This is a genomic window from Streptomyces sp. NPDC002564, from assembly GCF_042889645.1.
Lineage (GTDB): Bacteria > Actinomycetota > Actinomycetes > Streptomycetales > Streptomycetaceae > Streptomyces.
The window spans coordinates 374,180-397,852 of record NZ_JBIARE010000004.1; the positions used below are offsets into that span (position 1 = coordinate 374,180).

The window sequence follows — 23,673 nt, forward strand, 5'->3', positions numbered from 1 at the left end:
CGCGTCGCGCGACTTGCCGAAGGTCCTGCGCGGAGCGGCGGCCGGAGCCTAATCTGAGGCCCGGGCAGCGCGGGAACGGCCGGGGGCGGCGGATGTACGTCACGTTGGTGGACAGCGGATCCTCCCGTCCCGGAGCCGGGGCGGGCGGCGGCATCGCGTCGCTCGGCCGCTGGCTCGACGCGGATCCGGGGCTCGCGGGAGCGGTCCGGCGCGACCACACGGCCGGCGGCGGCGGTGACGGAGGTGGTGGTGACGGCACCGGTCACGGCGACGGCAGCCGTCACGGCGACGGACGCATGGGCGGTGCCGTCGAGATCATCGACCTCGTCGTCTCGAACTCGCTGGCCCTCGCCTCCCTGCTGACCTCGGTGCTCAGCTGGCGCAACTCCCGCCCCTCGGCCCCGGAGATCCTGGTGGTGCTGGCCGACGGGCGGACGCTGACGGCCGACCGCGAGACGATCGAGCGCCTGCGGAACGGTGCCTCGGTCGACGGCTCACCCACCGGCTCCCCCACCGGCACGCCCGACGACAGGGACAGCGGGGACGGAAACAGCGGAAACAGCGGGGACAGCGGGGACGGGAACAGCGGGGGCGAGCCCCGATGAGCACGCCCCCCGACTCGTTCTCGGACCCCGACAAGTCCCGGATCGTGCTGGTCGGCGTCCACACCTACACCCACCACGACGACCTGCCGTCCGTGGCCCGGAACCTGCAAGCCCTGTCGGAGCTCTTCGCCGACCCGCGGATCTGGGGCGTGCCCGCCGCGCGGTGCACGCTCGTCGAGCAGCCCGCCGACCCCGTGGTCGTCCTGGACGCGCTGGAGGACGCGGCCGCCCTCGCCGAGGACACCCTGGTCTTCTACTACGCGGGCCACGGCCTGGTGGACCCGTACACCGAGGAGCTCTACCTCTCCCTGCCCGACTCGCGGCAGGGACGCGGCGACACCGCGCTGCGCTACGAATACGTCCGCCGGATCGTGGCGTCCCATTCCTTCCCGGCCCGGCGCAAGCTGATCGTCCTGGACTGCTGCTGGAGCGGCCGCGCGCTCATCGGGACCATGGGCGGCCGGTCCAGGATCGCCGACCAGGTCGTGGTGGAGGGCACCTGCCTGCTGACCGCCTCCTCGGAGACGGCGGAGGCCCTCGCGCCGCCGGACGAGCCGTACACGGCCTTCACCGGCGAACTGGTCTCCGTGCTGCGCGACGGTGTGGCGGGCGCCCCCGAATTCCTCGCCATGGACGCGCTCTACGGGGAGGTGCGCACCCGGCTCGTCGTCAAGTCACGACCGCTGCCGCAACTGCGCAACCGCAACACCGCGGGCCGGATCAGCATCGCCCGCAACCGCGCGCACCCGGCGTCCGGGCCGCCCGTCGAGGACATGCGGCCCGGGGAGCGCGCGGAGCTCGCGGACCTCGTGCGCGGCGCCGACGAGGCGGCCGCGCGGGGCCGGGAGGGGGACCCGGCAGGCGCGACGCGCGCGTACGCCGCGCTCGTCGCGGACTCCGCGGCCCGGCTCGGCACCGCACACCCCTACACGCTGCGGCTGCGCCAGTGCTACGCCGACTGGACGGGGATCGGCGGCGACCCCGCGAGCGCGGAACGGCTCTACGGGGTCATCGTGCACGACTGCGGCCGTCTGCTCGCCCCGGACCACCCGACCGCCGGGGCCGCGCGGCGCGGCGCCCTGCACTGGGCAAGGACGGCCCGCACGGCACCGCGCGTCTGGCCCGACCGCGCCCCGCCCACCGGCAGCCCCCTGGACTGGCCCGAACTGCCCGCGCTCCCCGCCTCGATGACCGCCGAACTCCGCTCGGTGAGCGCCGACGAGAGCACCCACCTGCACATCTCCAACGCCTCCCCGCGGACCCTGCACCTCTACTGGCTCGACTACCAGGGCCAGCCCCAGCTCTACCGCGTCCTCGCCCCGCAGGAGTCCTACCTCCAGCAGACGTTCGTGAGCCACCCCTGGATAGCGGTGGACCCGGCGGGCACCATCCACAGCGCCCACCTCCCGTCCGCGTCCCCGGCACGGGTGGTACTGCGGTGAGAGGGCGGCCGGTTCAGACCGGTGCGGCCACGGGTGGCTCCGCCGGGGTCGTCCCTCCTCAGCCGTCGACCAGCTTGCGGACGTGGTCGATGGTGCCGCAGGACGCGTCCAGTTGTTCGTCGCGGGCGCGGAGGAACGCCTCGCCGAGTTCCTCGCGGCGGGGCATCGCGACGTTCTCGCGGGCGCCGTTGAGGATCGTGCGCTCCTCCTCGTCGGTGTGGTGGGCCACCGCTTCGACCAGTCGTTCCAGCTTCTCGTCCCAGGCGTCCGTGCCCACTCCGGTGCCGTCGCCCGCCTCTTCGAGGAGCGCGAGCAGCGCCCTGTTGCCGTCGTCGTGCTCCTCCTCGCCGTGTTCGAGCTCGTCGTTCTCGATGTGCTTGTAGCGCTTGAGGGCCGGGTAGACCTCCGCCTCCTCCGCCACCGCGTGGGCGACGAGGAGCGCCGCGAACTCCCGCAGCGCGGCGGCCCTGTCCGCCTCCACGCTGCGCATCTCGCGGAAGAGGTCCTCCATGCGGCGGTGGTCGGTGAGGATCAGGTCGACCACGTCGCGGGTGCTGCTGTGGGGTGCTGCTGCGGTCATGGCGGCTCTCGTCCTTTCGTACGTGCCGGGCAGACAGGTCGTACGTGCCGGGCAGACAGGACGGATACCCCTGCGCGGGTCCGTGAACCGGGCCGCCCGGGGGACGCGGGCGGGCCCCCGACCCGCGCGGCGGGGGCGGCAGCGGGACGTGAGCGGGGCGGCAGCGGAACGTGAGCGGGCGCGGGCAGAGTGGGGCTGGTCAGCAGGTCAGGCGCTGGTCGTCCCGGAACGGACGGCCGTCGCGCCCTCACTTCCGGGGGACATCCCATGCGTACGTTCCGCAGCCGCTCCACCGTTCTCGCCGCCGCGGGCGCGGCCGTCGCCGCGCTCTGCCTCACGGCCTGCGGCGGGGGCGGCGCCGACGCGCGGGCCGCCGCCGGGCCCGAGGCCGGCGGGACGCACGCCGCCGGCGTCCACTCGCGGTCCATCGGTCCCGGCACGGACGGCCCGGCGGCCGGAGAGGCCCCCGCCGCCAAGGGGACCGCCGCAAAGGGGACCGCGGCAAAGGGGGCCGCCGCCCGGGGACCGGTACGCAGGCACTCCTCCGGCGACGCCTCCGCCGCGCGGTCCTCCGCCGGGCGCGCGCAGCGGGCCGCCCCCGCCTGCACCACCGAGGACGTCGTCATCGGCGCCGCGCGCCAGGGCGGCCCGCCCTCCACCCACCTCGTCCTGACCGCGAAGAACACCTCGGGCCACAGCTGCACGCTGACGGGCTACCCGCTCATCCAGTTCCTGGAGAGCCACAAGGCGGACGTGCCCGTGGTCACCAGGACCAGGCCCGCCGCCCCCGTCGTGCTGCGGCCCGGCGCGCCCGCCTACGCCCCGGTGAAGCTGTCCGACGGAGGCGTCGACGAGCCGAACGAGCCCGTCTCGGCCTTCTCCGTCACGCTCCAGGGCAGCGGCGGCACCACGTCGGTGCGGGCCCCGGGCCGGGGCGGCGTCGCCGTCGACCCGGCGAAGGCGCTCACCGGCTACTGGACGTACGAACTCCGCGACGGCGTCGACGACTTCTGATCCGGCACCCCCGGCGGTGGGGCTAATCGCCGCCGCTGCTGCCCGAGTTGCGGTTGCGCCCGCTGCCGTTCTTCTTGGCGGCCGAGGCGACGATCTCCGCGGAGACCACCGTCACCTTCGCGACCCCGCGCACCCAGCGCGGGCCGCCGCGGGCCGCCCAGACGACCGCCCCCAGGCCCGCCGCCGCCGTCAACACCGCGATGCCGAGCAGGACGATCATCATCGGCCTTCCCCTTCCTCGTACGGAAGGCGAGTTTCTCAGACCGGATTTCGTGGGCCAACTGTGCGTCGGACACGTGTACGTCGACCGGCGTACGTCGACAACAGGTGTACGTCCACCGGGGTTCTGCCACCCGTGGGCGCTCCCGGGCGTTCAGGACCGGCCGGGGAATCCGTGCCTGCGGGCCGCGAGGACCACCAGCAGGACCGGCACCAGGAGCAGCAGGATCGTCCAGGGGAAGGACGACGTGCCGACCAGGCCGAGCAGGACGCCGCCGAAGACCCCGCCGCCCGCCATCGCGACGTTCCACAGGGTGACCAGCATGGCCTGGGCGGCGTCCGCCGCGTCGCCGCCCGCGTCGCCCGCCGCGGTCTGCAGGAGGGTGGGGGCGCCGCCCCAGCCCAGGCCCCACAGCACGACGGCGGCGTACACGAGCGCGTGGTGGTCGGAGAAGACGGCGAGGACGGCGGCGGCGACGCCCACCAGGAGCACGCTCGCGAGCGTCAGCGCGCGCAGCCTGCGGTGGATCAGCGCGCCCACCGCCCAGATGCTCACCAGCGAGGCGGCGCCGAAGACGAGCAGGACGAGGTCGGTCGAGTCGCCCATGCCGAGTTCGTCGAGGAACGTGGCGATGTACGTGTACAGGACGGTGTGCGCGAGGACGAAGACCAGGGTGACGAGGAGGACCGGGGTCACGCCGGGCACGCGCAGGGTGCCGAGCACCGGGGTCTTCGCGCCGCGCGCCGTGCCGGGCCGGTCGGGGACCGCCGCGGCGATCCAGGCGAGCAGGCCCACGGTCAGCCCGGTCATCGCGAGGAACGCCACCTGCCAGCCGACCACCTTGCCGAGGAACGTGCCGGCGGGGACGCCGAGCGACAGCGCGACCGGGATGCCCGCCATGGCGACGGCGATCGCCTTGCCCTGGAGGTGCGGGGGCGCCATGCGGCGGGCGTACCCGGCGAGCAGCGCCCAGGCGAGCCCGGCGGCGAGCCCGGCGGCGACCCCGGCGACGAAACGGGCCGTCATGGTCAGCAGGTAGTCGCCGGACAGCGCGGTGACGGTGTTGGCGGCGGCGAAGCCGGCCATGGCCGCCAGGAGCAGCCGCTTGCGCCGCCAGGCCGCGGTGGCGGCGGTCAGCGGTATGGCGGTGAGGGCGGTGCCGACGGCGTAGACGGTGACGGTCTGCCCGGTCGCGGACTCGCCGACGCCGAGGTCGGCGCCCATCGCGGGCAGCAGGCCCGCCGGGAGCGTCTCGGTGAGGCTGGTGATGAAGACGGCGGTGGCCAGCGCGAGGAGGGCGAGCAGCGGAAGCCTCTGCCGGTCCGACTGCCCGGCCCGGTCCTGGTTCTGGTCCTGGTTCTGGTTCTGGTCCTGGTCCTGGTCCTGGTTCTGGGCGGTGGCGGTGACCTCTTCGGTGCGCATGACGGTCAGGTCCTTTCGGTACGTGTGCGGGTACGTCTGCGGGTGCGGGGAGCGGTGGCCACTGGACCCGCTGGGCCCGGCGACCCCACCGTCGTCACGGAGGGGACGGAGGAGGTCGGATGCGACTCTGCTCGCGGGCGCTTCGGGGTCGCTGACGGTCCGCTGACGGACGTCGGCGGAGGTCGGCGGAGGTCGGCGGACCGTCGGCGGAGGTTCCGCCGGGGACACGCTGTGTACGGTGAGCCGCATGCGGTTCGGGGTGCTGGGTCCACTGGCGGTGTGGGACGGCGAGGGGGAACCGGTACGGGTCCCCGAGGCGAAGGTCAGGGCGCTGCTCGCCGATCTCCTGGTGCACGAGGGGCGGCCGGTCTCCGCCGACCGGCTCATCGACGACCTGTGGGGCGCGTCGCCCCCGGGCCGGCCGGCCAACGCGCTGCAGTCCAAGGTCTCCCAGCTGCGCCGGGCGCTCGGCCGCGACCGTGTCGTGCACCAGGCGCCCGGGTACCGGCTGCGTGTCGATCCGGCGGCGGGCGACGAGGTGGACGCGGACCGGTTCCGCGCGCTCGTGGCCGAGGCCGGGGACCGGCCGGACCCCCGCGTGCGGGCCCACCTCCTCACCTCCGCGCTGGAGTTGTGGCGGGGCGCGCCCTACGCCGACCTGGCGGACGAGGAGTTCGTGCGCGCCGCCGCGGACCGGCTGGCGGAACAGCGGCTGGCGGTGCTGGAGGAGCAGGCCGAGGCACGCCTCGCGGCGGGCGACCACATGCTGCTCACGGGCGAGCTCGCGGACCTCGTGGCGCGGCATCCGCTCCGGGAACGGCTGCGGGCCGTGCAGGTGCGCGCGCTGTACCTCGCGGGGCGGCAGAGCGAGGCGCTCGCCTCGTACGGGGTGTTGCGGCGGCGCCTTGCGGACGAGCTGGGCCTGGACCCCGGCCCGGAACTGACCGCCCTCCACGAGGCGATCCTCCGCCAGGACCCGTCCCTGGCCCTGCCGCTGCCGGGCCCGACGACCTGGCCCCCGCCGACGGCCCCCGTACCGCTCCGGACACCCCCTGCGGACTCGTCACCCCCGGCGGACTCACCACCTCCTGCGGACTCGTCACCCCCGGCGGACTCGTCACCCCCGGCGAGCTCGGCGCACCCGACGGCCGGAGTGACCCTCACCGGGCGGGGGAACGAGACGGACGGTTCGGCTCGGGCGCATCCGACGGGCCCGCCGATCCCGGCACCCCACGCGGACCAGAGCGCCCCGGACAGCCCGGGCGGTCCAGGCGGTCCCGGCGGTCCAGGCAGTCCCGGCGGTCCAGGCGGTCCCGGCAGTCCGGGCAGTCCAGGCAGTCCCGGCGGTCCAGGCAGTCCGGGCGGTCCCGTCGGCCCAAGCAGCCCAAGCAGCCCAAGCAGCCCACGCGGCCCAAGCAGCCCAAGCAGCCCACGCGGTCCAAGCGGCCCAAGCAGCCCACGCGGTCCAAGCGGCCCAAGCGGTGAGGTCCACCCGTCCGGTCCGGCCGCCCCGGCCATCGTCCCGGCCGCCGTCCCGAGACCGGGCGCCGTCCCGCCCGGTCTCGTTCCTCCTCCCCGCACCAACCTGCCCGCCCAGCTCACCCCGCTCGTCGGCCGAGGGCATGCCGTCGGGGAGGTCGGGCGGCTGCTCGGCGGGGCGCGGCTCGTGACGCTCACCGGGCCCGGTGGCGTCGGGAAGACGCGGCTCGCCCTGGAGGCGGCGAGCCGTCGGCAGGCCTGCGCCGGCCTCCCCGAGTCGCCCCGCTTCCCCGACGGCGTCTGGCTCGTCGAGTTCGCCGGGCACCGGGGGGACACCGGCCGGAACGGACCGGCGCCCGTCGGCGGCGAGCACGGCCGTACCAGCCCCGACGATCTCGCCCAGACCGTCGCCGCCGTCCTCGGCCTCCGCGACGACACGCCCTCCGGGGCCCCGGGGCGGTCCCCCGGCCCCGCGGGGCCCTCCCCGGTCCACCGGCTCGCCGCCGCCCTCCGCGACCGCCGTCTCCTCCTCGTCCTCGACAACTGCGAGCAGGTCGTCGCGCAGGCGGCCGAGCTCGCCGACGTCCTGCTCCGCGCCGCGCCCGGCCTCCGCGTGCTGGCCACCAGCCAGGAGCCCCTGGCGCTCACGGGCGAGGCCGTGTTCCTGGTGGAGCCGCTCGCGGACGCCGACGCCGTCAGCCTGTTCGCGGCCCGCGCCGCCGCGTCCGGCTTCCCGCTCGCCGACCGGGGCGAGGACGCCGACGCCGTGGCCGAGATCTGCCGCAGGCTCGACGGCATCCCGCTCGCCCTCGAACTGGCCGCCACCCGCGTGCGCGCCCTCGGCGTACGGAAGTTGGCCGAGCGGCTCGGCGACCGCTTCCGCCTGCTCACCTCCGGGCGGCGGGGCGCCCCCGCCCGCCAGCAGACCCTGCGCGCGGTCATCGACTGGAGCTGGGAACTGCTCGGCGGCCCCGAACGCACCGTGCTGCGCCGCCTTGCCGTGCACCGCGACGGCTGCACGCTCGACGCCGCCGAGGCGGTCTGCGCGGGCGACGGGGTGGCCCGCGACGAGGTCCTCGACCTGGTGACCCGGCTCGTGGACCGTTCCCTGGTCGTCATGGTGCCGGGGCCCGCCGGGACCGCGCCGCGCTACCGGCTCCTGGAGTCCGTGGCCGCGTACGCCATGGAGCGGCTGCACGAGAAGGAGGATCCGACCCGCGGACGCGAACGCCACCTGCGGCACTATCTCGACCTGGCGGAACGGGCCGAGCCGCGGCTGCGGGACGCCGGGCAGCGGGCGTGGCTCGGCGTGCTCGACGCCGAGGCGGGGAACCTCCGCGCGGCCCTCGACCGGGCGACCCGGCACGACCCGGCGGGCGACGCGGTACGGCTGGCCGCCGCGCTGGCCTGGTGGTGGCTGCTGCGGGGACGCCTGACCGAGGCCCGGCGCGCCCTCGCGGCGGTGCTCGACGCCCTCGCCGCGTCCGGCACCGGGATCGCCCCGCACCGCCTGCGCGAACTCAGGCTCCTCCACGAGGCGTTCACCCTCCTGACCGGCACCGCCCCCTCCCCCGAAGCCCACGCCGCCCCCGGCACCGGCACCCACCCAGCCCCCGGCACCCACCCAGTCACCGACACCGCCACCGCACCCACCCCCCACCCCGTCCGCGCCCTCTGGCTCCTCGCTCACGGGCTTTTCGCCGCGGGGGATCCGCTTGCCAGTGAGGAGCTCAACGCGCACGTGCTCGGGCTCGCCACCGCCTCCGGCGACCCGTGGGCCACCGCCGCCGCCCTCGGGCTGCGCGCGATGCACGCGCTGATCCGCGGGGACCTCGGCACCATCGGCCGCGACGGGCAGCGCGCGGCCGGGCTCTTCGCGGAACTCGGCGACGAGTGGGGGGAGTTGCAGACCGTCACCCCGCTCGCCGTCCTCGCCGAGATCAAGGGCGACTACGACGGGGCCACCCGCCGCCAGCACGAGGGCCTGCGCATCGCCCGTGAGCTCGGCCTCGCGGCGGAGGTCTCGGCACGGCTCTCCGGTCTTGGTCGCCTCGCGCTGCTCACGCGGGACTGGCGGCGCGCGGACGAACTGCACGAGCAGGCGCGGGCGTTGGCCGTCGAGCAGGGCTACCGGTACGGGGAGATCCACGCGGAGATGGGGCTCGCGCTCGGCGCCCGCCGCGCGGGCGACCCCGCCGCCGCGGAGGCCCGCCTGCTCCGCATCCGTGACCGGCACGCCGACGTGTCCTCGCCCGCGGGCGACCACCTGCTCCACGCGGAACTGGGCTTCGCCGCCGAGCTGCGCGGCGACCGGGGGGACGCCGAGGCCCACCACCTGCGTTCCCTGGCCATCGCCCGCACCCTCGGGGAGCCCCGCGCCCTCGCGCTCTCCCTGGAGGGCCTGGCGGGCGCGGCGGCCCTGGCCGCGGCCGGCCCCGGCGCCGAGCACGCCGCGCTCCTCCTCGGCGCGGCGGACGCGGCCCGCAGGAGCGTGGGCGCCCCGCTGCCGCCCGCCGAACGCGGCGACGTCGACCGGATCACGGCGGCGGCGCGGGCCGCGCTGGGCGGGGCCGGCTTCGCGGCGGCGTTCGAGCGCGGCACGAGGCTGCGCCCCGAGGACCTGCCGTCGACCCCGCCGCCCAAACACGTTTCGGACAGCCCCCGTTAGGATTCGTACGAAATTCGACATTCGAAACTCATCCAGTGGGGGGCCACATGGCACTGTTCGGAAACGCGCACACCGTCGACCCGGCGAAGGCGCAGGGCGAGTACGCGCGCCTGCTCGGTCACGGGGAGCAGGTGCACGCCGCGTACACGCTGATACGCGACACCATGCTGTTCACCGACCGCCGCCTGATCATGATCGACAAGCAGGGGATCACCGGCAAGAAGGTCGAGTACCACTCGATCCCGTACCGCAGCATCACGCACTTCGCGGTGGAGACGGCCGGGCACTTCGACCTCGACGCGGAGCTGAAGATCTGGATCTCCAGCAATCCGACGCCGCTGCAGAAGACGTTCACGAAGGGCGTCGACATCTACGAGGTGCAGGCGATCCTCACCCAGTTCGTCGCGCGCTAGGGGCCTCTCCCGCCTCGACTTCCGTCGCCGGTCCGTAGACCGAAGACCGATGGGCGGGCGGCCCCGTCTCACGAAGCTGGTGCTCCGCGACGGCGGCACGTCCGTCGCGGGACATCGGCCACGGGAGGCGCCATGCGGTACGACGGCATCAGCAGGGGACGGTTCCTGGCGGGAGCGGGGGCCGGGGCCCTCGGCGCCGCCGCGGCGGGCGCGGGGCTGCTCACCGCGTCCGGGGCGGCCGCCGCCGACGCGACGGTCCGCCCCGGACCGGGGCGGACCCCCGCCGCCGGTCCGGGGGTCCGGCGGGGGCTCACCCACCGCGGGGTCTGTTACGAGGTCGGCGACGGGGAGTCCGCGGCGACCGCGTGGAACGCCGCGCGGATGCGCCGGGACATCCGGGCCGTCCGCCGGGACCTGCACGCGAGCTCCGTCTCCGTCTTCGGGACCGGCGTCGAGCGCCTCGCCGCCACCGCGTCCGAGGCCGCCGAGCACGGCCTGCACGTCTGGCTGCAGCCGCGCCTGGGCGACGTCCCGGAGCGGGACATCCTCGACCACCTCGCGGAGACCGGCCGCCGGGCCGAACGGCTGCGCCGGCAGGGCGCGGCCGTGTACCTGAGCGTGGGCTGCGAGTTCGTGCTGTTCGTGCCCGGGATCGTGCCCGGCGCCGACGCCGTCGAGCGGGTCGAGAACCTCCTCAAAGGCGCCTACGACCCGGTGCACATGGCCCGCGCACTGCGCCGGGTCGTCGGGCGGGCCGCCCGCACCGGCCGTTCCGTCTTCCGCGGCCCGCTGACCTACGGGGCCGCGCACGACGAGGAGGTCGACTGGTCCCTCTTCGACGTCGTCAGCGCCAACTACTACGGCTACCACCGCACCCGGGCCGGCCACGTCGGGGAACTGGCGCCGCTGAAGCGGTGGGGCAGGCCGGTGGCGATCACCGAGTGCGGGTCCTGCACGTACGAGGGAGCGCCGCGGGACGGCGGGATGGGCTGGCGCGAGGCCGTCGACTACACGAAGGAGCCCCCGGAGACGGCGCCGGGACTCCGGCGCAGCGAGCGCACGCAGGCCGCGTACCTGCTCGACGTCTTCGACGTGTTCGACTCCATGGGCCTGCACGCGGCGCTCGTCTACAACTTCGTCAGCCCCGAGCTCCCGCACCGCGCCGACGACCCCCGGCACGACCTCGACATGGCCAGCTACGGCCTCACCAAGGCGGTCAGGGAGCGCCCCGACGACCCGGAGTCCCCCTGGCACCGGGAGCCGAAGGAGTCCTTCCGCGCGTTGGCCCGCCGTTTCGAGCGGGCGGCCCACCGGTGACGGCCGGGGAGTTGGCGGGCGGATGCCTTCCCTCCCTCTCGCCCGTGTGTTTGCCTGAGGGCCATTTCGGCTGTCTGGGGCGGGAGTTGCCGCATGCGAAGGCTGTGGAGCGCGGGCGTGCTGGTCGGCGCGCTGCTGTTGGGCGCGTGCGGGGACCCCGGGTCCGCGGACGGCGCGCCCGCGCCCGTCCCGGACGCGCCGCGCGGGTCGGCCGCCGCCGGCAAGGAGGCGGGTACGGAGGCGGACGCGGACGCCGGCGGGCGGCAGAGCGCCGGCCCCTCCGCGCCCGCCCGGCGGCGCGCCGCCGCGCAGCCGCGCACACGGACCCGCGCCCACGCCCCGAAGGTCCTCTATCTCGGGGACTCCCTGGCCATGGAGAACCAGGACGCCCTCGGCGGGCAGCTGAGGGACACGCTCGGCGCCCGCTACCGCAGCGCGCCCTACTCCGGCACCACCCTCTGCGACTACCTCGAAGGCACCGGCAAGGACTCCCTGGTCCCCGACGAGGACAAGGCCGCCGCCCTCGTGCGGGCCGAGCGGCCGGACTACGTGGTGCTGCAGTTCTGGGGCAACGCGTGGGGCTACACGCCGTGCATGGACGGCATCACCTACGACAAGCAGCGCGCGCGGTACTTCGCCCGGTACGAGGCCGACGCGCGCCGCCTCGCCGCGCAGATCCGGTCCGCCGGGGGCGGCAGGACGCGCCTCGTGTGGGTGCTGCAGGGCCCCGACCCGATCACGCCGGACCGCGTGCGGCGGGTCAACGGGATCTACGCGAGCCGGGCCGGGGACGCCGGCGGCCTGGTCGCCGACGCGGGCCGGGCCGTCAGCCCCGCGTCGGCGCGGTACACCTGGGCGGAGAAACTGCCCTGCACGGCCTACGAGACGAAGAACCCGGCGTACTGCACGGACCGCGCCAACAGCCGCACGGCGCTCCACCGGGGCGACGACTACCTGCACTTCTGCCTGGCCCCGACGACATCGAAGTCCCGCCCCTGCCCGGTCCGTTCCCCGGGCATCCGCCGGATGACGGCGGAGATCACCCGGACCGTGGCGGAGGCGTCCTAGCGAAGTGCTCCTGTCCGCGGATCGCGGAGTACGTCCGGGGCGTCAGCCTCGCGGCCCGTCGGCACCTCGGCGGTCGCCGACCGCCCCGGCGAGCTCACGGACACCGCTGACCCGGGGGTGCCGCTCGGCGAGATCGCCGACGATCGAACGGATGGCCGGCCGGTCCCGAACCTCGCCCGGTGATACGCGAAGTGCCGCGAGGAGTTCCTGGGCGGTCTGCTCGGGCTTGCCCCACTGCCACCACGCGCGCCCGAGGTCGGTGTGCATCCGGCCCCTGCGCTCGGCCGTGGCGAACTGGCCCGCACGCAGCGTGCGACCCGCTCGGAGCGCCGCTCCGGCGTCCCCGAGCGCCCAGTGCACACCGACCTCGTACAGCGTCACGGCGGCAGGGGTGAGGGCGAACAGCCGACCGGCCGGTGCCTGGTGCGGAAGGCCGCGCGAGGCCTGTGCGGCCTCACGGATCATGGCCTGTGCCTGGTCCCGGTCACCGGCTCGCGCGGCCGTGTACGACGTGGTGCAGAGCATCTGCGCGTAGGCCGCCGCCTGGGCCTGATTCCTCAGCCCGGTCGCTTCGATGCCGGCCACGGCGTCGAGGATCACCCGCTGGGCGGTGGCGGCCTGTGCCTGGTGGCGGAGGACGATGCTCAGCTCACGGGCCGCGGCCGCGGCGACCAACGCGGAGCCGGAGAGGCCGGCGTAGACGGTGGCGCGGTCCGCGGTGAGTCGCGCGCGCTCGTACCGCCCGATCTTCACCAGCACCTGCGATGCAAGGCTGTAGCAGGCCGAGAGGCGCGCGTGCGACAGGTCGCTGCGGGACCGCACGGCGTCGTGGCCGTCCGCCAGCAGCCCCGGCAGCACCTCCAGCAGTTCGCCGTGCTTGCCCACGTCGAAGAGGGACCGTGCCCGGGCGAGCCTGGTGTCGAAGGGGACGGCGGAGCCCGTCGGCGGCGGCGTGACGGCGAGCGCGTCGTCCACGCCGACGAGCAGCTGCGCGGGGGCCGCGAGCCCGGCAGCGGCGAGCAGTGAGCGGCGGCGCATGGGGTCCTCCTCGGCGCGACATGGACCATCGGCCGCAACTCTAGTGGGAGCGAGGCCGCCCAATCCGAGTGCCGCACCCAGCACATGCACGGGCATTCCGACCTCCCGCGCTGCCGAGCGCAGCAGTCCCAGGTCGGCCGGACGGTCGCCGCGCTGCTCCATTCGGGAGACAGTGGAGGCGTCACGGCCGAGCCGCGCCCCCAGATCCGCCTGCCGCCAGCCTCTGCCGATACGCCCCAGGCGGACCAGCCCGCCGGGATCCCGCCGCTCGACGAGAGTGCGGACCTGGGCGGAGCTCCACAATGGGTCGATGGTGCGCATGGCGCCTCCCCCTAACCCCGCTCTGGGGTGCACCAGGCCGGGAAGGCCCCACCGCGAGGGCCGGATCCACTCACGGTAGCGACCGGTGGGACAGGCGTCGATGCCGTGTGCAGCGCGCATATCGCTTGCAGAAAACTCCAGTTGAATACGTCGAACGCTGCGCCGGTGCTGTCGTACGAGAAGAGGCCGGCCCGAGGGGGTCCGGCCCAGCGACACGTGGAGGGCGCCATGCCGCCGACAGTCGTACGTCAGGTCCGCGACCCCAGGGACTACGTGAGGCCCGAGGTGTGGGACCGCGAGATCCTGCTTCTCATGCGGGATCATCCCGTCGACGAGGTGATGGCCGACCGCCTCTTCGGCGCAGCCGTCTCGTACCTGATCACGGCCATGGAGAAGTGGGGACAGGGGCTGGAGCTGTGCTGTGGCCGCTTGGTGGATCTGGCGGTCCACGTCTTCATCCTGGACACGAAGAACTACCGCGACTTCTGTGCCGAGCACTTCGGCGGACGCTTCCTGGAACACATCCCGGAGATCGATTTCAAGCACGACGGCTCGGTCGAGCGCACCGCGCAAGTCATCGCGGAGGCCGGTTTCGACGTGGACCGGAAACTCTGGGAGCGGGACTACGGCAAGTGCGGGCCGTGCAGGCCGGGGGCCGACTGCCACTGAGGCGGCACGGGCAGAGCCGGGGTGCGCCGGGCGCCCCGGCTCCGTCGTGCCCCCGTCCGGATGACGGCATGTCGATCGTCCGCGCGCCGCGTGAAGCGCCGATACGGTTTCCAGCCCCATGGACACCGATCGTCCTGCTTCCCGAGGAGCCGTATGCCCCACGCGCCGACGACGCGGGCCGAGTACTGGGATCTGTACAAGCCGTTCCGGGGCGAGGGCAGACAACCCCGCCCCCGGGCCGACCGGTTCGAGTGGACCCAGTTTCCCGGCCACGGTCCCGGCGCGGAACTGCTCGGGCAGCCGCGCCAGGCCCTGGAACTGGGCCCCGCGGAGGGCGCGGAGGCCGTCTTCCTCGCCCGCCGGGGCGTGCAGGTGACCGCCGTCGACTTCTCCGCCTTCCAGGTCGGCCGTGCGCGGACCTGGTGGCGGGACGTCACCGGGCTCACGTTCCTGCACGCCGAGGCATGCGGCTTCCTGACCGCCACCACCACCGCGTACGACGCCGTCTACTCGGTCTGGGGCGCCGTGTGGTTCACCGACCCGGATACGCTGCTCCCGCTCGTCGCCGCGCGGCTCGACCCCGAGGGCGTCTTCGCCTTCTCCCAGGCCGAGGCCGTCACCGACGTGTACGGCCCTCAGCCGATGGGCGGGAAATGGCTTGCGGGCCGGGAACGCGAACTGACCGTCCTTCGCTGGCAGTACACCCCGGCGATGTGGGCGGACATCCTTACGCGTCACGGGTTCCGCGACATCGACGCGCATGTCCTCGCGGCACCGGAGGCCGGGGCCACGGGGACGCTGATGGTACGGGCCCGCGGGCCGCTCCCGTCAGACGCGGTGGGCCGCCGCTGATCTCACGAAGGCGGTGAACGCGGCGGCGTCGACGGTGAGGGTGGGACCTTCGGGACGCTTGCTGTCCCGTATCAGGACGGCGGCGTTGCACTGGGCTTGGGCGTATTCGAGGCAGTCACCGCCATTGCTTCCGCTGTGGGACGACTTTTGCCACGTCGTGCCGTGGAGGGGGGCGCATTCGATGCATTCACCGCCGCTGCTTCCGCTGTACGACGACTTACGCCACGTGATGCCGGTGAGCTGTCGCCTTGTCCCCATATCGTTCCTCCATCACGCGAGCGATCAGCGTGGCTGAAGCCTCTCGGGAGAGGGCCGCGCCTTGCAGGCGAGCGTATCCGAGTGAACGCTCCCTGATCACTTGCGGGTTGGCAGTCATGCGACCGGAGTCGTAACTCTCCGAGTAGAACAAGTCAGGGTCGTCGCCGAACCTGATCAGGGTGAAGGAACCCATCACCGCGGCATGTTGCCCGACCGTGAAGGGCAGGACCTGTAGGTGCAACCAGGGACTGTTCCGAAACTCCAGCAACCGTGACAGTTGCTCCCGCATCACGTCCGGCCCGCCGACCTCCCGATGCAGCACCGCCTCGTCGAGGATGACGAGCATCGCGGGCGGCGTTTCACGGCGCAGGATTCGCTGCCGTTCCAGGCGTGCCCCCACCAGTTCGTCGAGGTGCTCCTGGTGTTCCACGCCGAGCACCGCACGCGCGTAGCGCTCGGTCTGCAACAGCCCGTAGACCAACTGGCACTGGTACGTGGAGATGAACGTCGCCCGCGCCTCCATCTCGGCGTAGGCCTGGAACCAATGGGGCAACTGGCTGCGCAGCACCAGGCCCACCAGGCGGGAGAAGACGCCGTCCGTGCCGAGTGCCGCGTCCACCCGTTCGGAGAAGTCTCTCGTGGGGACCTTCTTCGCCGTCTCGATCTGGCCCACCAGGGACGCCGTGACGAAGATGCAGCCGCCGAGCTGGGCCTGTTTGAGGCCGGCCGCCTCGCGCAGGCGGCGGAGTTCGGAGCCGTAGTAGTCCAGGGGGGACGCGCTGGGGTCGAGGTCGCGTGCGGTGACCATGTCGCCCAGAGTAACGACGCGGTCGCGTACGGGTGGGTGGAATCGGGGAAGACGGGGTGGCCGGGAGGGTCACCCGTTCGGCCCCGGCCCGGTCGCCGCGGCCCCGGGGGCGGCCCACGCTGTGAGTCCCTGACCGCACGATCAAAGGGGTGGCCATGAGCGGTGCGACAGCACCCGGCACCGGGCCCGGCACCGCGCCGCACGAGGCGCACCACAAGAACACCGCGGGCGACTCCGCCTGGGCCGCCGGCGGGACGATGTTCGCCGGTGTCCTGATGATGGTGAACGGCATCCTCGGCATCTTCGAGGGCATCGCGGGCATCGCGAAGGACGACGTCTACGAGCGCATCGGCGACTACGTCTACAAGTTCAACCTCACCACGTGGGGCTGGATCCACCTGGTCCTCGGCATCCTGGTCGCCGTGGTCGGCTGGGGCATCCTCAAGGGCGCGGGCTGGGCGAAGGCCAGCGGCGTCGCGCTGGCGGCGCTCGCCATCGTGGCGCAGTTCCTGTGGCTGCCGTACACGCCGGTCTGGGCGCTCATCTCGATCGCGATCGGCGTCTTCGTCATCTGGGCGCTGTGCAACGACCGCTCCGACGTCGCCGGGCCCTGACCCGTCCCATGGCGGCCACCGCGCGGATCACGGCCCTGCCGCCGCAGGCCCGCGCGCTGGCGCCGTTGGTCGTCCCGGCCCTGCTCGTCGGGGCCGGGGCGAGCTTTCTGCTGCTGGCGATGAGCTGGGTCGCCGAGCGGCTGCAGGTGGTCCTGTGGGAGCGGCTGCCCGACGCGCTGGGCGTATCGGGGACGTCGGCGGGGTGGATCTTCGGCATGCTCACCGTGGTGGGCCTGGCCGTGGGGCTCGTGGTGTGGAAGGTGCCGGGGCACGCGGGTCCCGACCCGGCGACGACGGGTCTGGTGGATCCGCCGCTGCCGGTGCGGCTGCTGCCCGGCATCGCGGTGGCCGTGGTCATCGGTCTCGCGGGCGGCGTGAGCCTCGGCCCGGAGAATCCGATCACCGCCATCAACATCGCGCTGGCGTACGCCCTGGGCATGAAGGCGATGCCGCGTTCGCGGGCGGCCGACTGGGTCGCGCTCGCGGCGGCCGGGACCGTCGGCGCGCTGTTCGGCACGCCGGTCGCGGCGGCGCTGATCCTCTCCGAGATCGTCATGGGCGACGACCCGCGGCCCCTGTGGGACCGGCTGTTCGCGCCGCTGGTGGCGGCCGGGGCGGGGGCGCTGACCACGGTCCTCGTGGCGCATCCGACGTTCCGTATCGACGTGCCGCCCTATCCGGGGGCACGGCTGGTCGACGTGGTCTCCGCGATGGTGATCAGCTCGGCCGCCGCGCTGGCGGGGCTGGTCGCGGTGTACGCGTTCCCGCTGTTCCACCGGGTGTTCCGGCAGCTCGGGCACCCCGTGGTGATGCTGACCGTCGGCGGCCTCGTGCTGGGGGCGCTGGGGGCGCTCGGCGGGCATCTGACGCTGTTCAAGGGCCTGGACGAGATGAAGGAGCTGACCGCGCACCCCGAGGGGCACGGCGCGGGCAACCTGCTGCTGCTCGCTGTGGTGAAGCTGGTCGCCCTCGTCGTGGCGGGGACCTGCGGGTTCCGGGGCGGACGGATCTTCCCTGCGGTCTTCGTGGGCGTCGCCCTCGGCATGCTCGCGCACGCGCTCGTCGACGCCGTGCCGCTCTCGCTGGCCATCACCTGCGCCGTGCTCGGCATCCTCCTTGCCACCACCCGGCAGGGCTGGCTGAGCCTGTTCACGGCCGCCGTCGTCGTGATGGACCTGGCGCTGCTGCCGGTGCTGTGCGTGGCGGTGCTGCCCGCGTGGCTGCTGGTCACGGGGCGCCCCGAGATGCTGATCCACGAGGAGCGCCCGGCGGGCTGAGGCAGCGGCGCCCGGCGCCCCGGACCGCCGCGTCAGTGGCCCAGGCGCTCCACCGGTACCCCCAGGGCGACGAGGCCGTCGAGGACCAGGTCGACGCCGACCGCGGCGAGCAGGAGTCCGAGGAGGCGGCCCAGGAGTTCGATCGTGGCGTGGTGGGTGCGGCGCAGGACGCGGGCCAGGACCACCACGCAGAGCAGGTCGACGACGATCACGGCGACGTACGCGCCGACGACGGTGGAGCGCCACGACCAGGAGTCGCGGGCCGCCGCCTCGATCAGTACGGCGGTCATCGCCAGGGGGCTCACGACGTACGGCATGAGCAGTTGCCGTACCCCGCTGACCAGGTCGGGGGCGTCGTCGCCGGGGCCCTCGGTGCCGAGGTGGATGCCGAGGACGAGGCCGACGGCGTAGATGAAGAAGATGATGCCGCCCGCGAGCTGCAGCGCGGGCGTGGAGATGTGGAAGAGGTCGAGCAGCCAGGGCGCGGCGATGCCGGTGGCCAGGCCGACGAGGACGGCGGCCGCCGACGAGATGAGCGCGATGCGGCGCAGCTCGGACGTCGGGTGGTTCTGCGCGAGCCCGGCGAAGGCGAGCAGCACCTTGGGCGGCCCGACGACGGAGAAGAACGTGATGAATGCGGCGGAATAGCTGAGAGCGGTCACCCGGGCATCCTGCCGGGATCCCTGCCGGATCGGGCCCAGGCGCCTCGGCCGGAGGGGGGCGGTCCCTGGCCGAGGGGGCCGGGGCCCCGGGCGGGGTGCGGGCCGTCCCGCCGCTCCCCCAGTACGCCGCCGGCCTCCGTTCAGTACGCCGCAGGCCCCCCGTTCGCCCCGACCGCGGCCGTGACCGCGCGGACGAACTCCTCGGCGCGCGCGGTCAGGGCGCCCGTGCGGTGGACCAGGGCCACGTCGGCGGACGGCACGTCCCGCAGGGGGACGAAGGCGACGCCGGGGCGCGCGTAGTACTTCTCCACGGAGGCGACCACCGGCGAGATGCCCTGGCCCGCGCCGACCAGCGTGATCAGTTCCTGGAAGGTCGCGACGGCCCGGCCCCGGCGGATCTCGCGGCCCGAGGGCGTGCGGGGCGGCACGTGGAAGTCCCACCAGTACGCGGGCGCCCCGTTCACGACGCCGAAGAACGTCTCGCCCGCCAGCTCCTCCAGGGACACGGACGTGCGCCCGGCGAGCGGGTGGCGGTCCGGCATGGCGAGCAGCCGCGGTTCGTTGATGACGACCGGGCCGACCGTCAGGTCGGGCTCCTGGACGGGCAGGCAGGTGAAGAGCACGTCGACCTCGCCCTCGCGCAGCGCGCCCAGCGGATCGCTGAACTGAACCTCCCGCATCCGCACCTCGACCCCGGGGCAGCGCTCCCGGTACGCGGCGAGGATCGGGCCCGTCAGGGTGCCCGCGCCCGCGCCGAGGAAGCCGACGTTCACCTCGCCCTCGACGCCCCGCGCCGCGTCCCTGGCGCGGGCCAGTGCCGCCTCCATCCCGGCGTGCAGCGGCGCGAGGTCCTCGTACAACCGGCGGCCCAGCGGCGAGATCCGCACGACGCGGCTGGTGCGCTCGAAGAGCGGGGCGCCGATCCTGCGCTCCAGCTTCTTCAGGGTCTGGCTGACCCGGGCCTGGGAGAGGACGAGCCGCTCGGCGGTCCGCCCGAAATGCAGCTCCTCCGCCAGCGCCAGAAAGGTCTCCAGCTCCTGCCGTTCCATCCCCGTACCCCCTGTGACCTGCATCGATAAGCCTGATCGCGGTGATCGTTGCACGGATCGCCGTTGATGCCCCGGTGTGCCCGGAGGATCTTTGAGGAGTCGGGGCGGCGAGCGCCGCACCGGACGCCTTCTCCGTACTCACCCCCTCAACCACCGGGAGACCGTGATGATTTCGCGTGCCCGCACGACCCTCGCCGCCGCCGCCACCGCCCTCGCCCTGACCGCGGGCCTCGCCGTGACCGGCGCGCAGGCCTCCTCGCCCGCCCGCCACGAGCAGCGGACAGGGGCCGCCTGGACCGCCGCCTGGGCGGCCGCGCCGCAGCGCCCCAGCGCCGGGTTCGGGCCGAACTGGTCGGAGGCCGGGTTCGACGGCCAGACCCTGCGCCAGGTGGTCCGCGTCACCGAGGGCGGCGACCGGGCCCGCATCCGGCTCTCCAACGCGTACGGCACCTCGCCGCTGCGGATCGAGGGCGCCACCCTGGCCCGCACGGCGAAGGGCGCGGCGGTCCGGAAGGGCTCGGTGCGGCGGCTCAGCTTCGGCGGGAAACGGTCCGTCACCGTTCCGGCGCACGGCCGGCTCTCCAGCGACGCGGCCGGACTGGACCTGAAGGCCTTCGAGTCCGTGACCGTCACCCTGCACCTGGCGGGCACCACCGGACCCGCCACCTTCCACGCCCAGGCCTTCGCCACCGGCTACCGCGCCCGGGGCGACCGCACCACCGCCACCGGCGCCGCCGGGTTCGGCGAGCGGACGCAGTCCTGGTACTACCTCTCGGGCGTCGACGTCGGCAGCGGCCGTAAGACAGCCGCGCGGGACGGCATCGCCCTGTTCGGCGACTCGATCACCGACGGCTTCGGCTCCACCGCCGACCGCGACCGCCGCTGGTCCGACGCGCTCGCCGAGCGGCTGTCCGCGTCCGGCGACCCGCGCCCGGTCCTCAACGCGGGCATCGGCGGCAACCTCGTCCTCAACGACTCGGCCTGGTACGGCGAGAAGAGCGCGCACCGCTTCTCCCGCGACGCCCTCGACCTGCCCGGCGTCGGCACGGTGGTCGTCCTCGAAGGCGTCAACGACATCGGCTTCAGCGAGACCGACCAGCCCACCTACAAGCCCGCGCCGACCGTCTCCGCCCGCGAACTCATCGACGGCCACCGGGCGTTGATCCGCGCGGCCCGCGCCAAGGGCGTCAGGGTCGTCGGCGCCACCCTGCTGCCGTTCGGCGGCTCCGACCACGACGGCACGCACGCGGCCGCGGTCAGCGACGCCTTCAACCACTGGGTGCGCACGTCCGGCGCGTACGACGCGTACGTCGACTTCGACAAGGCCCTCGCCGACCCGAAGGACCCCGAGCGCATCGCGCCGCGCTACGACAGCGGCGACCACCTGCACCCCAATGACGCCGGTTACCGGGCCATGGCCCGCGCGGTGGACCTGGAGACCCTGTGACGGCCACCCTCGGCACGGGCACGCGCGGGGCGGCCACCGCCCGGACGACGCCCCGCCAGAAGCTCCTCCTGACCCTGCTCCTCGGCTCCCAGTTCATGATCGCCGTGGACTTCTCCATCCTGAACGTCGCGCTGCCCGTGGTCGGCGAGGGGCTCGGCTTCCCGCTCGCCCGCCTCCAGTGGATCGCCACCGCGTTCGCGCTCACCGCGGCCGGGTTCACCCTCCTGCTCGGCCGGATCGGCGACCTGTTCGGACGCAAGCGGCTGTTCATCGGCGGGATGGCGCTGCTCGGCCTCTCCTCCGCCCTCGGCGGGCTCGCCACCGGCCCCGAGGTCCTGCTCGCCGCGCGGGTCCTCCAGGGCCTGGCGACCGCGGCGGTCACCCCGGCCGGGCTCGCCCTGCTCACCACCGCCTTCCGCGAAGGACCGCTGCGGGACCGGGCGCTCGGCCTCAACGGCGCGCTGATGTCGGCGGGCTTCACCACCGGCGCCGTCCTCGGCGGGCTGCTCACCGAACTGCTCTCCTGGCGCTGGGCGTTCCTCATCAACGTGCCGGTCGCCGCCGTGGTCGTCGCCCTCGCCCCCGCCCTGCTCACCGACTCGCGGATCGTGTGCCGCCACCGCCTGGACGTGCCGGGCGCGGTCACCGTCACCGGCGGGCTGCTCGCCCTGGTCCACGGCCTGACCCGGGCCGGCGAGAGCGGCTGGACCGACCCGGGCGCCGTCGCCGGCCTGCTCGCGGGGGCCGCCCTGCTCGTCGCCTTCGGGTACATCGAGCGGCGCTCGCCCGCGCCCCTCGTCCCGGTGCGCATCATGCGGCGCCGCACGGTCGTGTGGGGCAACGCGGCGGGCCTGATCGCCTTCGCCACGGAGACCTCGCTGGTCTTCCTCCTGACGCTCTACCTCCAGGAGGTCCTCGGCCACTCGGCGCTCGCCACCGGCCTCGCCCTCGGCGTCCTCGGCATCGGCACCGTCGTCGGCGGCACCCTCGGCGGGCGCGTGGTGAGCCGGCACGGCAGCCGCGCCGCCCTCCTCGCCGGGGGCACGGTGCAGGCCCTGGCCACGCTCTCGCTGGTGGCCCTCGGCACCTCCGGCGGCTGGCTGTACCTGCTGCTCGCGGCCACGTTCGTCGGCGGCGTCGGCAACATGGTGCTCATCGTCGGCTTCATGGTGACCGCGACGTCCGGCCTGCCCGACTCCGAACAGGGCCTGGCCACCGGGCTCGCCACGATGACCCAGCAGGTCGGCATCGCCCTGGGCATCCCGGTGATGAGCGCGGTCGCCGCGGCCCGCACGGGCACGGCGACGACGGCCGACACGGTCCTGTCCGGCGTGACGGCCGCCGTCCTGGTCAACGCGCTCCTGGTGCTGGCCGGTTCCCTGCTGGCGGCCCGGGCGCTGCGCCCCGGGCGGGCTCACTCGCTCGTGTAGGCCCGGTAGAAGACGGCAACGAACACCGCGGCCGTCAGCGCCAGGGCCATGCCCACCGACCGCAGCACGCTGGCGTCGGAGAGGCTGTACAGGAACCCGAACGCGATCCCCGCGAACGCCGCCCACGTCAGGGCGCGCAGTTCGCGGGGCAGCGTCGGTGCCAGCCGGTGCAGGGCGGCGAAGACGGCCCCGGCGACCAGTCCGGCGACGACCCCGAACAGGACGTTGCCGGTGGTGATCGGGCCGCCGTCGCGCCGGATGGCGCAGGCCCACAGGCCGTAGACGACGGCGAGGAGCACGGGGCCCGCCCAGCGGGCGGTCGCGCCGGCCCGGGCGGCGGGCACGGAGTAGACGGGTGCGGCGTGTGCCATGACGGTTCCTTCCGTGGGGGACACGAGGGACACAGCGGTACGTCAGCGGGTCGGTGGATGCGGGGGCGCGGCGGGGCGCGTCCGCGGGGTCAGTGGTGGTTCGGGTCGCCGCACGGGTCCTGGTGGCAGTCGCGGTCGCGCCACTGCGGGCACGGGTCCGCCGTCGCGCAGCCCGGCACGTGCCGCCCGCCGGTGTCGACGTAGACCGCGCTCACCCAGCCGCGCACGCCCACCAGCCAGTACCAGGACGGATTGCCGAACACCGGGCTGCCGTGGGCGGCGCACTCGATGCGGTCCTTGCTGCCGTACGGCAGTTTCGCCACGATCGCGGCCCCGGTGCTCGGCGCGTCCCTGACCTTGAGGTCGGGGCCGGAGACGACGGTGGCCCAGATGACGTCGTCGTGGTGTGCGGGGGCTGCCGCTGTCGCGGCGGCGGCGTTTCCCGCGGTCAGCACGGCCGCGGCGGCCACCGCCCCCAGGCTCAGAGCGATTCGCATGATCGGCCTCCTCGCCCCCTCATCCAGGAAACACCCGTTGGGCCCAGCGCTCCACCGGAGCGGGATCCGGACGGGATCCAGACGGGATCCGGACGGGATCCGGACGGGAATCGCGATGAGATTTCGTGTCGGGCGGGGTCTGCCCTCGTGAC

At 74.4% G+C, this 23,673-nt stretch carries 23 protein-coding genes; 13 read left to right on the forward strand and 10 right to left on the reverse strand.

Features of this window, described 5'->3' with window-relative positions; translation table 11 throughout:
• Positions 1-92: 92 nt before the first annotated feature.
• Both ACFYXE_RS16965 and ACFYXE_RS16970 read left to right on the forward strand, forming a co-directional pair.
• Complete coding sequence (locus tag ACFYXE_RS16965) at positions 93-605, forward strand: hypothetical protein (protein WP_389313115.1); 513 nt, start codon at positions 93-95, stop codon at positions 603-605.
• Positions 602-2,047: a caspase family protein gene (locus tag ACFYXE_RS16970; protein ID WP_389313117.1), complete on the forward strand. Its 1,446-nt coding sequence runs from the start codon at positions 602-604 to the stop codon at positions 2,045-2,047. Before ACFYXE_RS16965 ends, ACFYXE_RS16970 begins: the two co-directional genes overlap by 4 nt.
• A gap of 58 nt (positions 2,048-2,105) precedes the next feature.
• Here ACFYXE_RS16970 and ACFYXE_RS16975 read toward each other — a convergent pair whose 3' ends face one another.
• Entirely contained in the window at positions 2,106-2,627 is a 522-nt protein-coding gene (locus tag ACFYXE_RS16975) for a hemerythrin domain-containing protein (RefSeq protein ID WP_361178551.1), read from the reverse strand.
• A 267-nt stretch (positions 2,628-2,894) separates the two neighbouring features.
• Here ACFYXE_RS16975 and ACFYXE_RS16980 point away from each other — a divergent pair, with 267 nt between their 5' ends.
• Positions 2,895-3,641, forward strand: coding sequence for a DUF4232 domain-containing protein (locus ACFYXE_RS16980; protein ID WP_389313120.1), 747 nt, complete (start codon positions 2,895-2,897; stop codon positions 3,639-3,641).
• A gap of 22 nt (positions 3,642-3,663) precedes the next feature.
• Here ACFYXE_RS16980 and ACFYXE_RS16985 read toward each other — a convergent pair whose 3' ends face one another.
• Together ACFYXE_RS16985 and ACFYXE_RS16990 are read right to left on the reverse strand one after the other, a co-directional pair.
• Complete coding sequence (locus tag ACFYXE_RS16985; protein WP_361178555.1) at positions 3,664-3,864, reverse strand: hypothetical protein; 201 nt, start codon at positions 3,862-3,864, stop codon at positions 3,664-3,666.
• A 150-nt stretch (positions 3,865-4,014) separates the two neighbouring features.
• Complete coding sequence (locus ACFYXE_RS16990) at positions 4,015-5,283, reverse strand: MFS transporter (protein ID WP_389313122.1); 1,269 nt, start codon at positions 5,281-5,283, stop codon at positions 4,015-4,017.
• 247 nt (positions 5,284-5,530) lie between these two features.
• Between ACFYXE_RS16990 and ACFYXE_RS16995 the strand changes: the two genes are divergently transcribed.
• The 4 genes from ACFYXE_RS16995 to ACFYXE_RS17010 all read left to right on the forward strand — a co-directional run bounded on the left by ACFYXE_RS16995 (position 5,531) and on the right by ACFYXE_RS17010 (position 12,228).
• On the forward strand, positions 5,531-9,430 hold the full coding sequence (locus ACFYXE_RS16995; protein ID WP_389313124.1) for a BTAD domain-containing putative transcriptional regulator: 3,900 nt from the start codon (positions 5,531-5,533) through the stop codon (positions 9,428-9,430).
• Positions 9,431-9,477: 47 nt separating this feature from the next.
• On the forward strand, positions 9,478-9,843 hold the full coding sequence (locus tag ACFYXE_RS17000) for a PH domain-containing protein (protein ID WP_389313126.1): 366 nt from the start codon (positions 9,478-9,480) through the stop codon (positions 9,841-9,843).
• Between the two features lie 132 nt (positions 9,844-9,975).
• Positions 9,976-11,160 (forward strand): abortive phage infection protein, encoded by a 1,185-nt coding sequence (locus ACFYXE_RS17005; protein WP_389313128.1) that lies wholly within the window; start codon positions 9,976-9,978, stop codon positions 11,158-11,160.
• A gap of 93 nt (positions 11,161-11,253) precedes the next feature.
• Positions 11,254-12,228 carry an SGNH/GDSL hydrolase family protein gene (locus ACFYXE_RS17010; RefSeq protein ID WP_389313130.1) on the forward strand — a complete coding sequence of 325 codons (975 nt, stop codon included), beginning with the start codon at positions 11,254-11,256 and terminating at the stop codon, positions 12,226-12,228.
• Positions 12,229-12,270: 42 nt separating this feature from the next.
• Here the strand turns inward: ACFYXE_RS17010 and ACFYXE_RS17015 are convergent, their stop codons facing one another.
• Positions 12,271-13,587, reverse strand: coding sequence for a multiprotein-bridging factor 1 family protein (locus ACFYXE_RS17015; RefSeq protein WP_389313132.1), 1,317 nt, complete (start codon positions 13,585-13,587; stop codon positions 12,271-12,273).
• A 228-nt stretch (positions 13,588-13,815) separates the two neighbouring features.
• Here ACFYXE_RS17015 and ACFYXE_RS17020 point away from each other — a divergent pair, with 228 nt between their 5' ends.
• Both ACFYXE_RS17020 and ACFYXE_RS17025 read left to right on the forward strand, forming a co-directional pair.
• Positions 13,816-14,256: a hypothetical protein gene (locus ACFYXE_RS17020; protein WP_389313134.1), complete on the forward strand. Its 441-nt coding sequence runs from the start codon at positions 13,816-13,818 to the stop codon at positions 14,254-14,256.
• Between the two features lie 153 nt (positions 14,257-14,409).
• Positions 14,410-15,108, forward strand: a complete 699-nt coding sequence (locus ACFYXE_RS17025; protein WP_389313136.1) for a class I SAM-dependent methyltransferase — start codon at positions 14,410-14,412, stop codon at positions 15,106-15,108.
• Here the strand turns inward: ACFYXE_RS17025 and ACFYXE_RS17030 are convergent.
• Complete coding sequence (locus tag ACFYXE_RS17030; protein ID WP_389313138.1) at positions 15,085-15,366, reverse strand: DUF397 domain-containing protein; 282 nt, start codon at positions 15,364-15,366, stop codon at positions 15,085-15,087. The two genes, ACFYXE_RS17025 and ACFYXE_RS17030, sit on opposite strands and share 24 nt — an antisense overlap.
• Positions 15,326-16,174 carry a Scr1 family TA system antitoxin-like transcriptional regulator gene (locus ACFYXE_RS17035; protein WP_389313140.1) on the reverse strand — a complete coding sequence of 283 codons (849 nt, stop codon included), beginning with the start codon at positions 16,172-16,174 and terminating at the stop codon, positions 15,326-15,328. The genes ACFYXE_RS17030 and ACFYXE_RS17035 overlap by 41 nt, the downstream gene beginning before the upstream one ends.
• Before the next feature lie 155 nt (positions 16,175-16,329).
• Between ACFYXE_RS17035 and ACFYXE_RS17040 the strand changes: the two genes are divergently transcribed.
• Entirely contained in the window at positions 16,330-16,788 is a 459-nt protein-coding gene (locus ACFYXE_RS17040; RefSeq protein WP_389313142.1) for a hypothetical protein, read from the forward strand.
• 8 nt (positions 16,789-16,796) lie between these two features.
• Complete coding sequence (locus ACFYXE_RS17045; RefSeq protein ID WP_389313144.1) at positions 16,797-18,065, forward strand: ion channel protein; 1,269 nt, start codon at positions 16,797-16,799, stop codon at positions 18,063-18,065.
• 32 nt (positions 18,066-18,097) lie between these two features.
• Here ACFYXE_RS17045 and ACFYXE_RS17050 read toward each other — a convergent pair whose 3' ends face one another.
• Both ACFYXE_RS17050 and ACFYXE_RS17055 read right to left on the reverse strand, forming a co-directional pair.
• Entirely contained in the window at positions 18,098-18,727 is a 630-nt protein-coding gene (locus ACFYXE_RS17050) for a MarC family protein (RefSeq protein WP_361178570.1), read from the reverse strand.
• A gap of 140 nt (positions 18,728-18,867) precedes the next feature.
• On the reverse strand, positions 18,868-19,776 hold the full coding sequence (locus ACFYXE_RS17055; protein WP_389313146.1) for a LysR family transcriptional regulator: 909 nt from the start codon (positions 19,774-19,776) through the stop codon (positions 18,868-18,870).
• Positions 19,777-19,942: 166 nt separating this feature from the next.
• Here ACFYXE_RS17055 and ACFYXE_RS17060 point away from each other — a divergent pair, with 166 nt between their 5' ends.
• Both ACFYXE_RS17060 and ACFYXE_RS17065 read left to right on the forward strand, forming a co-directional pair.
• The gene (locus tag ACFYXE_RS17060) at positions 19,943-21,223 is read left to right on the forward strand and encodes an SGNH/GDSL hydrolase family protein (RefSeq protein WP_389313148.1); all 1,281 of its coding nucleotides are present in this window, start codon (positions 19,943-19,945) and stop codon (positions 21,221-21,223) included.
• Positions 21,220-22,653, forward strand: coding sequence for an MFS transporter (locus ACFYXE_RS17065; RefSeq protein WP_389313150.1), 1,434 nt, complete (start codon positions 21,220-21,222; stop codon positions 22,651-22,653). Before ACFYXE_RS17060 ends, ACFYXE_RS17065 begins: the two co-directional genes overlap by 4 nt.
• Here the strand turns inward: ACFYXE_RS17065 and ACFYXE_RS17070 are convergent.
• Together ACFYXE_RS17070 and ACFYXE_RS17075 are read right to left on the reverse strand one after the other, a co-directional pair.
• A complete protein-coding gene (locus ACFYXE_RS17070) occupies positions 22,638-23,024 on the reverse strand; it encodes a hypothetical protein (protein WP_389313152.1) in 387 nt (128 codons plus the stop codon). The two genes, ACFYXE_RS17065 and ACFYXE_RS17070, sit on opposite strands and share 16 nt — an antisense overlap.
• An 89-nt stretch (positions 23,025-23,113) precedes the next feature.
• Positions 23,114-23,521 carry an SH3 domain-containing protein gene (locus tag ACFYXE_RS17075; RefSeq protein WP_389313154.1) on the reverse strand — a complete coding sequence of 136 codons (408 nt, stop codon included), beginning with the start codon at positions 23,519-23,521 and terminating at the stop codon, positions 23,114-23,116.
• Positions 23,522-23,673 lie beyond the last annotated feature (152 nt).